General features: G+C 43.0%; 14 protein-coding genes. 4 read left to right on the top strand and 10 right to left on the bottom strand.

Annotated features, from left to right (window positions below; translation table 11 throughout):
• Positions 1–215: 215 nt before the first annotated feature.
• Positions 216–1,931: a GTPase HflX gene (hflX, locus tag V7K97_RS00360; protein ID WP_334798792.1), complete on the bottom strand. Its 1,716-nt coding sequence runs from the start codon at positions 1,929–1,931 to the stop codon at positions 216–218.
• Between hflX and V7K97_RS00355 the strand changes: the two genes are divergently transcribed.
• Positions 1,816–2,088 carry a hypothetical protein gene (locus V7K97_RS00355; RefSeq protein ID WP_334798726.1) on the top strand — a complete coding sequence of 91 codons (273 nt, stop codon included), beginning with the start codon at positions 1,816–1,818 and terminating at the stop codon, positions 2,086–2,088. The genes hflX and V7K97_RS00355 overlap by 116 nt on opposite strands.
• Before the next feature lie 35 nt (positions 2,089–2,123).
• A complete protein-coding gene (locus V7K97_RS00350) occupies positions 2,124–2,753 on the top strand; it encodes a Uma2 family endonuclease (protein WP_334798725.1) in 630 nt (209 codons plus the stop codon).
• A gap of 49 nt (positions 2,754–2,802) precedes the next feature.
• On the opposite strand, the gene V7K97_RS00345 is transcribed toward V7K97_RS00350, so the two are convergent.
• From V7K97_RS00345 to V7K97_RS00325, 5 genes are all read right to left on the bottom strand, one after another.
• Complete coding sequence (locus tag V7K97_RS00345; RefSeq protein WP_334798724.1) at positions 2,803–3,309, bottom strand: DUF3368 domain-containing protein; 507 nt, start codon at positions 3,307–3,309, stop codon at positions 2,803–2,805.
• On the bottom strand, positions 3,302–3,556 hold the full coding sequence (locus V7K97_RS00340; protein ID WP_334798791.1) for a UPF0175 family protein: 255 nt from the start codon (positions 3,554–3,556) through the stop codon (positions 3,302–3,304). The genes V7K97_RS00345 and V7K97_RS00340 overlap by 8 nt, the downstream gene beginning before the upstream one ends.
• A gap of 26 nt (positions 3,557–3,582) precedes the next feature.
• Positions 3,583–3,879 (bottom strand): hypothetical protein, encoded by a 297-nt coding sequence (locus V7K97_RS00335; RefSeq protein ID WP_334798723.1) that lies wholly within the window; start codon positions 3,877–3,879, stop codon positions 3,583–3,585.
• A gap of 215 nt (positions 3,880–4,094) precedes the next feature.
• Positions 4,095–5,666: a tetratricopeptide repeat protein gene (locus V7K97_RS00330; RefSeq protein ID WP_334798722.1), complete on the bottom strand. Its 1,572-nt coding sequence runs from the start codon at positions 5,664–5,666 to the stop codon at positions 4,095–4,097.
• Positions 5,663–6,991, bottom strand: coding sequence for an ATP-binding protein (locus tag V7K97_RS00325; protein WP_334798721.1), 1,329 nt, complete (start codon positions 6,989–6,991; stop codon positions 5,663–5,665). The genes V7K97_RS00330 and V7K97_RS00325 overlap by 4 nt, the downstream gene beginning before the upstream one ends.
• A 691-nt stretch (positions 6,992–7,682) precedes the next feature.
• On the opposite strand from V7K97_RS00325, the gene V7K97_RS00320 reads away from it, so the two are divergent.
• A complete protein-coding gene (locus V7K97_RS00320; protein WP_334798720.1) occupies positions 7,683–8,042 on the top strand; it encodes a hypothetical protein in 360 nt (119 codons plus the stop codon).
• 654 nt (positions 8,043–8,696) lie between these two features.
• Positions 8,697–8,945: a hypothetical protein gene (locus V7K97_RS00315; protein WP_334798719.1), complete on the top strand. Its 249-nt coding sequence runs from the start codon at positions 8,697–8,699 to the stop codon at positions 8,943–8,945.
• Positions 8,946–8,970: 25 nt separating this feature from the next.
• On the opposite strand, the gene V7K97_RS00310 is transcribed toward V7K97_RS00315, so the two are convergent.
• From V7K97_RS00310 to V7K97_RS00295, 4 genes are all read right to left on the bottom strand, one after another.
• Positions 8,971–9,678, bottom strand: a complete 708-nt coding sequence (locus V7K97_RS00310; RefSeq protein WP_334798718.1) for a glutathione binding-like protein — start codon at positions 9,676–9,678, stop codon at positions 8,971–8,973.
• A 92-nt stretch (positions 9,679–9,770) separates the two neighbouring features.
• The gene (locus tag V7K97_RS00305; protein ID WP_334798717.1) at positions 9,771–10,541 is read right to left on the bottom strand and encodes a class I SAM-dependent methyltransferase; all 771 of its coding nucleotides are present in this window, start codon (positions 10,539–10,541) and stop codon (positions 9,771–9,773) included.
• A 34-nt stretch (positions 10,542–10,575) separates the two neighbouring features.
• On the bottom strand, positions 10,576–11,265 hold the full coding sequence (locus V7K97_RS00300; RefSeq protein WP_334798716.1) for an SDR family NAD(P)-dependent oxidoreductase: 690 nt from the start codon (positions 11,263–11,265) through the stop codon (positions 10,576–10,578).
• Between the two features lie 74 nt (positions 11,266–11,339).
• Complete coding sequence (locus tag V7K97_RS00295) at positions 11,340–12,638, bottom strand: MFS transporter (protein WP_334798715.1); 1,299 nt, start codon at positions 12,636–12,638, stop codon at positions 11,340–11,342.
• Positions 12,639–12,668: the final 30 nt, after the last annotated feature.

Genomic DNA, 12,668 nt, shown 5'->3' with positions numbered 1-12,668 from the left:
CAGGAGTGCGATCGCAAGCACACAGAAGCAGTCTACAGAGGTATACAGTTTTTACCATAATCGTTCAAACTATTACGGCAAAAGCTTTTTCAATATATTTGTATGGGTAACTTCAGCTTAGTGAAGTACAAATATTCTTTATCTTTAATAGCAAATGCCGTAGTCAATAGAACTACGGCATTTTTAACTGAAATACAAAACTTTAATTTCAGTATTTACCCACAGTCAACTGCATATTCAATTAGCTGGGCAAGGCGGTGGCGTAGGGTTTCTAATCCCAAGCGCTGACTCGCAGAAATAAATACTGCCAGGGGAAATTCTTCTCTAGCTATAGCTAGTGTCTCACTATCGGCTTGATCAATCTTGTTAAAAATAACCAGCGCTGGACCAGGAGTTATGGGCATTTGTGCCAAGATTTCTCTGACTGAGCGAATATGACGCAACCAAGCGGGGTGAGACAAATCCACCAAATGTAGTAGGGCATCGGCTTCTGTGACTTCCTCCAAGGTGGCGCGGAAGGCATCCATTAACGATGCAGGCAGTTCATGTATAAACCCTACTGTATCTGTAATCAGAATTTCCTGATGTTCATTTGTTTCGCCATAAGGAATTACCAGGCGGCGGGTGGTAGGATCGAGGGTGGCAAATAATTGGTCGGCTGTATAAACTTCTGCGTTAGTGAGAGCATTTAGTAAAGTGGACTTGCCAGCGTTGGTATATCCAACCAAAGCCACTGAAGGAACTTCCCGATGTTGCCGTCGCTGCCGTAACCGCGACCGATGGGCTTGTAACTGGGTTACTTCTTTTTGCAGTCGGGAAATACGCTGCCCAATGGCACGGCGTTCTGTTTCCAGTTTGGTTTCACCAGGGCCACGAGTCCCAATACCACCACCTAATCGGGACATGGTGCGACCTCTACCAGCCAATCGCGGCTGCATGTATTCTAACTGTGCTAGTTCTACTTGCAACTTACCGGCACGGGACTGAGCGCGTTGGGCAAAGATATCTAAAATAACTTCGGTGCGGTCAACTACCCGAATACCAATTTGTATTTCTAAGTTACGGACTTGGGAGGGTGAGAGGTCGCGGTCAAAGACTACAAGATTGACCCCTAGTGTTTGGGCTGTTAGGGCAATTTCTTGCACCTTACCTTCGCCAACTACAGTTTGAGGATGAATGCGCGATCGCTTTTGTTGTATTGTCTGTAATACATCTCCGCCAGCAGTATCAACTAAACGTCCCAATTCCACTAGGTTGTCTTGGAATTGTAGGGGAGTTATCTCACTGGTCATCACTCCCACAATTAGCACGCGATCGTGGTCAGCATCTACTTCCTGGGCGATAAATTCGCGCTGGAATTCCGCTTCCAGATTTTCTACCAAGTCTACTAAATCCTGATCTGCCAGATCGTCCAAGTCCAAAGGTGGCGATATATTCCAACTTGGGGATTGGATTTGGCTTTCTCCAACCTTGGGAGCCGCAGGACTAGTAATTAAAGTGCGAGACTCTTGGGGTGTCAGATGAGCTAGATAAGCTTCTTTGACATACCCGGTAGCACCGCCTCCCCGCCGTGTAAATCCCGCTCCGGTTATATTTAGGACAACTAGGGCATCTAAGCGTTGCAGTGCCATAGCCGTGAGCGCCCCTTCATTGGGCGGTTCTGGCTTGAGATGGGTGGCGATGCAACGAATACCACTGAGTCGTTCTGCACCGTAACGGGGCAATTCCATCGGTGGTATTTGGGTTTGACGCGGTGTGCCTACGCCGACGCGAATCACTTGTCCGCGACGGTTGATGTAGGCGCACACAGGCTGATTGACTTCTGTGCTAATTGCTGCCAGACGCTGGGAAAAATCAGGTGTGGTGATGCGATCGCCTGGTATGCGCTGGTGGTACAGTCGCTGTAGTTGCTTCAGCTGGCTGGACTTCAGACCTTGGAGATTTCCAAAAATAGTTTCTATAGGCGTTTTTGACCAGTTAAATGGCCCCCCGAATCCTTATATGTCTATTTTACAACAGGGTTTAGGCTCCTATCTCTCTCCTTTGAGGGATGCGTTAGCAATTAGTTCACGGTGGGTATTTATTTGACGCTATTTTGGTGGTAGTAACTCACAAATCGAGCAATGCTAACAACACGCGCCGCCTCAGAACAAAGGGCTGTATTGAGAAATATCAGTTGGCAGACTTTTGAAACCATGCTAGCTGAGATGGGAGAGGATAGAGCCTCTCGCATCACCTATGACCAAGGAATGCTGGAAATTATGACTCCACTGATGCCCCATGAACATTGGAATTGCTTGTTGAAAATGCTCATTTTCGTTTTGGGTGAAGAGTTAAATTTAGAGATTTTTCCTACAGGTTCAACGACTTTGAAACGAGAAGATTTGCGGCGTGGTGCGGAACCAGATAGCAGTTACTATATTCGCAATGAAGCGTTGGTGAGTCACAAATCAGAAATTGATTTGAACCGTGACCCAGCACCCGATTTAGTAGTAGAAATAGATTTAACGAGTTCTTCGCTGAATAAATTTGATATTTATGCGTCTTTAGGTGTTATGGAACTTTGGCGTTATGAGGAAGGTGTGTTGTATATTTACCAATTGCAACAAGGGCAATATATAGAGTGTAATAATTCGCTAATTTTTGCACAATTGCCTTTAATTGAAATTGCTCGATTTTTAGAAGAAAGTCAAAGAATTGGCGTGATGAAAATGACGAGAAGTTTTCGGGAGTGGGTGAAGGAGAAAATTTAAGTATTTAGTAATGTCGAAGTATTATTACGAATTACCAATTACGAATTATTTAAGGATCTATTTCACCAGTTTGTTGAACTGCAAAATTGATAATAGTTTCACTTAACCTAATTCCACGAGCAATCATTCTGTCAATTGCTTGTTTAATATCAATCGGGTATCCTTCTCGGTGTGCGCGCAACAAAATACCGATAGTACCTGTAACAGAAAGACCGCTTAACCTGGCAACTCGTCTACCAGCTGCTTCATCAATGCAAACAGTCTGGATATTTTCATTGAGCGCAAGTTGGATAACAGAAGCTTCTCCTAAATCTAAAGAATTAAGTAAGAATGGAGAAATATTAGTTAAGGGTACTTGCGATTTTTGTAGCCAATCTGCATCCTCAAATTCACTTACTGCAAATCCGCTTGCACCTCCAGCAAGTATTTCTTGACAAACTTCAAAGGGAACCAAAACCTGAGTATACAAAGATTGAAGAATTCTTAAATCTCCTATTGCCGCTATTATAGAAATAAGTGGTGCTGTGTTGATAACAATTATATTAGTTTCAAGCATTCGCTAAATCAGATATAAGTTCCTCTTCTGTTAAATCAATCATTGCTACACCATAACGGTGTAAATTAAGTAAAAAAGTTACCCTATCTATACCTGCTAACTGTGCAGCTAAACCAGAAGAAATGCGTTTCATTTCAAATAGTTTAACTGCCATCGCCATTTTAGCTTCTTGTTCAAACTGTTCTCGCGTTTGCTGTAAGGCATCTGGTAAAGTTTCTGGATAGTCAATTTGAAGTTGTGACATGATTTTATCAGGATGATCGCTTTTAATTTTCAGTCGTCATAAAGTCCTTGGTCTTCTGGTGCGTAGCCATTCAAAAAAGCGTCATGGCTACGAATGCTTTTGAGTTCTTCCACATCAATTATGTTGTCATTCTCAGTTTCCCAGTCTTCACCATCCAAAACCGAGAATTCTGTTAATTCAGGATCATTCAAAAAATCTTCGGCGGTAGCGGCGATCAAAGGTTCTAATATTTTGTGACGTTCTTCTAAAGATCGGCTAGCAATTTCTTTGAGAGATAGCTGTTTTTGCTCTTGTCCATTTTCTGACATTTGATTTACGTTCTTCAAGATAGGTTAACTTTATTAATTTTAATTTCTAGATATTGCTTTTAATTTAAATTATAGCATTTCCCAAGCTAGTAAGGTACACCCGTAGGGGCACGGCAGTGCCGTGCCCCTATACCTTGCGATATAATGTTGTACCTCATCTGAATGGGAACAGCTATAGTATTTTCAATGCGAGTGTGAAAGAGATCGCTACATTAATTTAGTCTTTATAGCGATTATTGAATCAATGCTTGAAAGCGTTCATCTTCCCGAATACTATCAAAATCCGAGTCACTCTTTGCTATCTCACGATATTTTTCATGGCTCAGATTAATTGCTTGTTGTAGATTCTCTAGTGCTTGCTCAATATTACCTTGAAGGGCATAACAGCTAGCTTTGTTGTACCAAGCTTCGCGAGCATCAGGTTTCAATTTCAGCACTTGATCGTAGGATGCGATCGCTTGTTCGTAGTTTTCTAAATTTACCAGCGCATAGCCCTTAGCGTACCAGGCTAAATAGTCATCTGGTTTAATTTCTAGTACTTGATCGTAGGAATTAATTGCTGCTTCATAATGTCCTAAATTCTCTAGCACAATACCTCTATCGTACCAAGCTAAATAGTAATCAGGTTGAATTTTTAATGCTTCTTCATAAGATGTAATTGCTGACTTATAACGTCCTAATTTTTCTAAAATATAGCCCTTACCATACCAAGCTAAATGGTAGTTAGGTTGAATTTTAAGTGCTTCTTCATAAGATGTAATCGCTTCTTCATAGCGTCCTAAATTTCCTAGTGCAATGCCCCTATTGTTCCAAAGTAAATGTAAATAATGTAAATTAGGTTGAATTTTTAGAGCTTCTTCATAAGATGCAATTGCTGCCTTATAACTTCCTAAATTTCTTAGTAAATTGCCTCGATTATTCCAAGCTTCATGAAAATCAGACTTGATTTTCAGTGCTTCTTCGTAAGATGCGATCGCTGCTTCATAACGTCCTAAATTTCCTAGTGCGATGCCCCGATTGTACCAAGCTTGGTGATAATCAGGCTGAATTTTCACTGCTTCATCATAGGATGCGATCGCTATTTCATTTTCGTTAGCAGTAATTAATAAATTTCCCAATTCACATAGTAAGCTTGGCTTTCGACTTGCTGTCTGGAATTTCTCTGTCAGCATATCTTTTATTTCCAGAAGTTTCTCTATTTTTTTCTCACGACTAAGTTTGAAATATTCTTCATAACCTTTTTTATCCAGTAAACGGGATGATTCTTCATCCACCACTTCTGGCGTTGTGGGTAATTCAAACACCCCAGAACGCCAATCAAAAAAATCTGGGGCGCGATGAATAAAATAGTTTATCGAAAATGAACGTAAAAGAAAAATAAAGCTAATGGTAAAATCATCTCTAAAGCGTTCTCGCTGTTGATTTAAGTGATTTAAAATATGCGGAACACTAGTTAAATTGCTAAATTGCCCTTCGGTAATTTCCCCAAAACTTCTTTTTTCATATTTATATAAAGAATATTCCAGACCTTTAATCAATAAAATATCAATTTGCTTGTCTTTAACAAACTCTGCTACTGGCTGATATAAATTATCAATCGCCTCAACAAAACGCAGCACTGCAATCTTCTTCTGCGGAATCTCCTGGGGAAGTTTGACAATAAATTTGTCTGCTTCCACAGGTGTACATTGCACAAAAAACAAACCAAATCCTGATTTACGCCTCAGTGCGCGAAGCAAATCTTGATAAACTTCTTCTGGTTCTGGGGGTAAATCATCATCCCAATCACTTAAATTTTGGTTCATGAAAGTTTTGCTACAGCTTCTTTAAATTCTGGAATTCCTTGAATCAATGGATGAATATCATACCAACGCTGCATCTCTCCATCATCATCAAAATATCGGTATTCTAAAAGACAACGGTTATACATCAAACTCCGATACAAGTCGTCATTAATAATCCGCTTAGAACAAGAGACTTTCGCTAACAGATCCCATTGATGATCTTCCACAGCGCGGCGATAAGTATCTCTGGCTTGAGTAATTGCTCGTCGCACCGCCTTTTCTGAAACAGGTAATTCTTCAGTGCGTCCAATGGCATCTTGAGTTAACAATAGCAAATTCCTCACATGACCTCCACTCATTAAACAAAGTCTGTCTAAGGTTTGGGGACTGTCAAAAATTTCCTTCTCTAGTGATAGTTCGGGTGCAATTTGCCGGACTCGCTTGTTAATTACTTCCTTAACTTTCTTGAGTCCTGGCTGGTAAACGTCTCCCTTGAGAGTGTTTACCATAATCATCGGCAAAATTTGGGGGTCGCCGTAGATATCTCTGAGGTCTGTTGCCCTGGTAGAATAGACCATTGAAATGGGGACAGTGTAAATCAAATGGCAATCTAAAGCTTGGAGTTGTTCGCTACGGTCTAAAAAGACTTCCTCATAGTTGGTGCGGCCGTCGCCGTCTTTAACTAACACCATCCGGTCTAAATTATCGACAATTACCGCCAGTTTATTGTCGCCATTAGGTAAGTGCTGTTTTGCATCCACCAGAAACTCATTTAACACCTGAATTAAAGTGACGGTGTGAGGATCAATTTTTTGGCGAATCTTCTGGCGTAATTCAGGAACAGCTCTTAAATTCGCGGTCAACTTGGCGAATTGAGCAAGCTGCACTTCTACAGCCATCTTCTCAAACTCTATGGGAGTCAGCGCCAAATCTTTTAAATCTACCCAACGATCTTTCAACCAGTCGAGTATCGGGCGAGGACTAGCAATTCCTTTTAAATCTTTGAGCAAACGGCGGGTACAGGCGAGAAGAATATCTGTATATTGGGCATCTTCAGAATCGATATCCTCTTCATCAGCCGCAAAATAGACTACATAAAATTGCCGATTTTCTAAATACTTCTTTAACCTGAGTAATTCTGTAGACTTTCCCGCACCCCGATGACCAGAATACAATTGGCAAGTATTTGTATTTGCCAATTGCATCCGATTTCCCAATTCTTGCAAAATATCGGCATCTCCCCGCACATCCTGACAATCTACATATTTTGGATCGCCTGCGGGTAAGGGTTCAAAGGGGTTAAAGGCGTTGTAGAGGTTTGCGAGTAAGTCAGTACTATTAACCATAGGTAAAAAATATAGCAATGATGGTCATAATAATCGAGATTAGGGACTTCCAAATAAAAAAACATCCCAAATTTTTTGTGGGACGGGTGGGGACACCCATCCCACAATTAGGGCGGGCAAGATGCCATTGGTGTCAACTTAACCTATAAGCCACTCTAGAACTAGCTTTTAGAGGTTGTCTCGTTACCCAGTCAGAGACTGGGAATGCCCGTCGTTGAGGCTCCGCCTCAAGCCTTGCGGCAGAGCCGCAATGAATAGCATTTCCAGCCAGAGGCTGGAAACGAGTTTTTAAAGGGATTTAATCTTAAGTTGACACCAATGGCAAGATGGCATAAGCCAGAAAGCCCTCATGTAGAGACGCGATATAGAGAGACGCGACGTTAGAGAGACGCGATAAATCGCCGTCTCTACAGAGAATCTACTTGTCAATTATTCCTTAACAGACTACTATTTCCGACTTGTGTGTACACCGTAGCTCCTAAAAGGAGAGAGAAATAGAAGCGAGGTTTTCCAGATACCGTGAAAAGTCAGAAAGTATCATAGACAACAAAACTTTTCTCAATCATCGCACCCAAGAAAACTTTTCGAGTTACTTAAGACTGTTAGAATTTATTCAAAGACTTGTGGAATCTGCTCTTCGTAAACAGACTAGACTTGCATAAATTACTCTTAACAACTTTCCCCTCACATCATGAACCGCTTTACCTCTATTTTGCTAGCCGGCTTGATAGCATCTGCTTCAGCTTTGGCTATTTCTCCAAAAGCTGATGCTAAAACACCAGTGTCTTATGTTGCTGAGTTAGATAACTACGGCTATCAACGCAACAATGATCGGAACTACGAAGGTCAGAATCGCGATCGCAGAGATGGTGATTCTGAGCGCGATAATAATCGCCGTAATGAGCGTGAGAATAATCGCCGCTTTGAGGGCGATAAAAACCACCGCTTTGAGCGTGAGAATAATCGCCGCTTTGAGCGTGAGAATAACCTTCGCAACATTCGTGAAAATAAGCGTCGCTATGAACGCGATCGCGATTGGGGTCGTGGTTAATCCCTCCGCTCTGTATTACTCGCGGTGTCTGTTCTAAGCAAACAACTGTGTGGTCAGCAATCGTCAGTCAATCGGTTAGATTCGGATTCGCGTAGGCGTAGCCCAACCTAGTGGTCTGTCAAATTCATTTTGACGGTTAGAGAGACGCGATCAATCGCCGTCTCTACAGAAAACTTATTCGTCAATTAGTTCTTGACAGACTACTAGGCATCGCCAATGTGAGTTACCATTTTTGCCCCACCCGCTTCAAAACATCTGTGACTACCCGATGCCGATGCTAACCATTTGTAGGATTCATTTTCCTCAATTGGTAAATTTTTATAGCCTCGTTCATGTTTATCTACATGGTCAAGATTTTGGCTACACAGTTGTAACAGGCTTAAGTGTATACACGGAAGACCTGTATGCCGGGTGGGGTTCTTTTTTTGATTTATCGCTCTTCTATGACTCTGGAGAGAGAATAATCCAGGCGATTAGAAATCGCGGCTACACAAGCAAAGTCCGCCTGCGCGGACTAACGTCAAAATAGGGTTTCAAATTTAATCTGATGAGAGTAATAAAAGAGCGTTATGCAAGAAGTCTAAGATTGATCCCCGCTTCGGACGACATTTTCAGCTTTAGGGTAAGATCGATCCTTAGTTGTTCACGGATATTATGCCTCAAAACCACAACAGCAATTCCCGAAGATTGCCCAAAATTAGAACCACGATTTTCTACATCTTCGCGGTTGTCAGTGTTTTAGTAATCGCTTTTCCTTGGCTGTACGAAATTAAAACCAAGGCTGGGATTGACATATTACCTGGACGACACGCTGGAACTTTTTTTGAAAAACATACCCACGGACTTTTTAAATGTGAGTGGCTTTATCCTTACCATTGCGACCGCCCCCGCCCCCAAGGTTAAGTAGGGGAAGTGAACCCCAGACAATTCAAAAGGATCTTGGCTGAATAGTCTTCGCTGACTGGTTAAATAACAAATCTCGTGATTTATCAGGATCAAGCGCTTGAGTTGTCAATGCTTCGGCTTTCTGATATGCGCGAATTGTTGCTGGACGGGCTTTAATTGTCTCAAACCAGCGCTTGATATTAGGAAAATCTTCTAAGTTTTGACTTTGGCGTTCATGGGGCACAATCCAGGGATAAGCAGCAATATCAGCGATGGAATAATCGCCAGCCACAAATTCTCTATCTGCTAGTTGCTTATTTAGTATTGCATATAAGCGCCCCGTTTCATTTACGTAGCGGTTAATGGCATATTCAATCTTTTCGGGAGCATAAGTACTAAAGTGATGATTTTGTCCCGCCATTGGCCCTAGCCCTGCCATTTGCCAGAACAACCATTCTAAAACTTGAGTGCGCTGCCGTAAATCTTGGGGGATTAATTTACCGGTTTTTTCTGCCAAATATAGCAAGATTGCACCAGACTCAAATACCGAAATTGGCGCACCTCCATCTAATGGTTCTTGGTCAACGATCGCGGGGATGCGATTGTTAGGAGAAATCTTCAGAAATTCCGGTTTAAATTGATCCCCAGCCCCAATATTCACAGGAATTATGGTGTATGGTAAGCCGATTTCTTCTAAAAGAATTGTAATTTTATGACCGTTTGGGGTTGTCCAATAGTAAAGTTCAATCATGATGATTTTTCCTGATATTTAGGGTGGTAATTTAAACGCCTAGGCGCCTCGCCTTCCCGCAGGGTAGGAATACAGAGGTACGCAGAGTTGTACTAAGATTGTGGTGATTTGGCGATCGCAGCCCAAACTCTATGGTGAACCTGAAGAATTGGCGTGGGATATTTGGCTGCGAGTAATGTTGCCAATTCTTGGTCAAATACTTCTACCAATTCTTGTGTTAAGCTGGCTCCCACGCCCGCACTAGCACGAATTCTTCCCCGCCAGTCTTCGTGTGTATAAGACACAAATACATCGTAAGAAAATGTGCGGATTTCTCGGAATCCTCCTTCGCCAATGTCTTGTAACCACAGGGGATGCAAGCCATTACCGCCGCCCATATTCCACGCGGGATTATGAGCTTTGATTAGTTGTTCTGTTGCTTCAACTACATTACCTTTTAAGGGTATCCAATCAAAATGTGCGATCGCGATCGAGCCATTTCCTCTCAATATCCGAGTAATTTCCTGGACGGCACGCAAACGGTCAAACCAATGCCAACACTGCCCAGCTGTCACCACATCAGCACTGGCGTCTGGTAACTCGGTATTCTCGGCAGTTGCGACTCGATAATCTACTTGGAGTTGGACAGCTTCGCTTAACTGTCTTGCTTGTTCTAACAGTGAAACTGATGGGTCGATGCCAATTACATAAGCACCTCTATCGGCAAAGCCCCGTGCTAGTGTTCCTGTTCCCGTACCAAGGTCAACAATATTTTGCCCTGGTAAACCTATGCCATATTCAGACAGTTTGTTAAATAATGAACTGGGAAAGCCAGCGCGGTGTTTTGCATAATCAGTAGCAGTTGCACCAAAATCAATTTTCATACCTGCAAAACTATTCTTGTAACAATTGTCTAGGCTAGAAGTTCTCTACCCACGGACGTAGTTCTACTTCCCACGTCCAAGCACTGCGGGGTTGGCGAAGAATGCTGAGATAAGTTTGAGCGATCGCATCGGGGTCAAGAGTACTATCAGGATTATCTAATGGATCTTGGCGAACTGCTGAACGGATTGCACCATCAATCACGAAATGCGCCACATGGATATTCTTTGGTGCTAATTCCCTAGCAATACTCTGAGCCAAACCACGTAGTGCAAATTTACCCATTGCAAAGGGAGCAGATAGAGGATAACCCTTGACACTGGCTGAGGCTCCAGTAAAAAATATAGCACCGCCGCCAAGTTGCAAAAACCTTTTGGTAGCAGCTTGGGCTACAAGAAAGCCACCATAAGCAGTGATATCTAGGGTTTTTGCCACCTCGCCAGGGTCTAGATCGACAAGAGACCCCCGTACCCGGAAACTGGGATTGTAAATGACAATATTCGGGGAACCGATTTTATGATCAATATCAATAAATAACTGTTCTACTTGATCTGGCTTTGAAACATCAGCAGCGAAACTAACTGCGCCGATTTCACTACTCAATTGAGCAAGTTTTTCAATTTGGCGAGCCGCTAAAGCTACGGTGATTCCTTCTTTAGCAAATAGACGAGCTAAAGAAGCGCTCAATCCATTACCTGCACCGACAATTAAAGCTGTTGTTGCCATATTTTAAACCTGTAGTGCTTATTCTGCCTAGCTTAGAGCTTTTTTTAGTGCCATTCGATTAAGACATTTATAGATTAAGAATTGAGCGTAACTGAAGATAATTGTGAATTGCCCTTAGTGGGACTTTGACCAATTTGCAGTACACAAACTGCGGCAATCAGACAGAGAACGCCTGATAAAATAAACGCTTGTAAATAACTACCCGTCCAAGTTCTCAACACTCCGGCTCCGAATGCTGCTGTGGCTGCACCAAGCTGGTGTCCGGCGACAATCCAACCGAACATCACGCCGACATTTTCTTTACCGAAGATGTTGGCAACCAGACGGACTGTTGGTGGTACAGTGGCAATCCAATCAAGTCCATAGAAGACGGCGAAAATGGAAAGTCCATAGAAGGAAAAGTTGAAACTGAAGGGTAAGAAAATCAAAGACAAACCCCGCAATCCGTAGTACCAGCACAATAAGTAGCGATTGTTCCATCGGTCAGATAGCCAACCGGACATAGTAGTTCCCAAAAAATCGAATAGTCCCATAATTGCCAAAAGCCCCGCAGCCTTGACTTCCGGGATACCGTGGTCAATACAAGCAGGAATCAGGTGAGTACCAATTAACCCATTTGTGCTAGCACCACAGATAAAAAAGCTACCAAATAGCAGCCAGAAGTCGCGGTTACGCATTCCCAGCCAGAGAGCGTTGAGAGTAGAGGCGATGGAATTCACTTTTGGCTTTAACACTTCCACCGTTTCGCTGTTGTCGCCAAAGGGTCGCAAACCGACATCCGTCGGGCGATCGCGCATGAAGACTGCGATCGCTGGAATAATTAGAAGTGCAGCACCAGTCAGAGCCAGAGCCGCAGTTCGCCAACCAAAGCGATCGGCGACTGAGGCCAGTATGGGTAAAAACACCAGTTGCCCCGTAGCTGTACTGGCAGTTAAGATGCCCAGAACTAGACCCCGCTTTGACAAAAACCAGCGATTGACAACAATAGCACCCAAAACCAGGGCGATAACTCCACTACCAGATCCGACAACTACACCCCATAGCAAGACTAGCTGCCAGGAAGCTGTCATCAAAGTGGTTAAACCGACACCGAGAGCAATGACGGCAAGGGAGAACACCATCATCCGGCGAATGCCGATCCGCTCCATAACTGTGGCAGCAAAAGGGCCAATTAATCCGTAAAGTACTAAGTTAATGGAGATTGCCAAAGATATAGTTGCTCTACTCCAACCGAACTCCTGTTCTAGAGGCACTATAAAAACTCCAGGCGCAGAGCGAATTCCGGCTGCCACCAGCAAGGCTAGGAATGTTAAACCTGCGACGAGCCAGCCATAGTGGAACGAACGACGCGCTAGGAAGGAAGCTAGTGACATGAGTGGGGAGTCGGGAAGATGGGGCTAAAG

This window comes from Nostoc sp. (assembly GCF_036917815.1).
Classification (GTDB): Bacteria; Cyanobacteriota; Cyanobacteriia; order Cyanobacteriales; family Nostocaceae; genus Nostoc.
The sequence above is the reverse complement of the archived record's forward strand: the minus strand, read 5'-3'. Positions and strand labels throughout refer to the sequence as shown.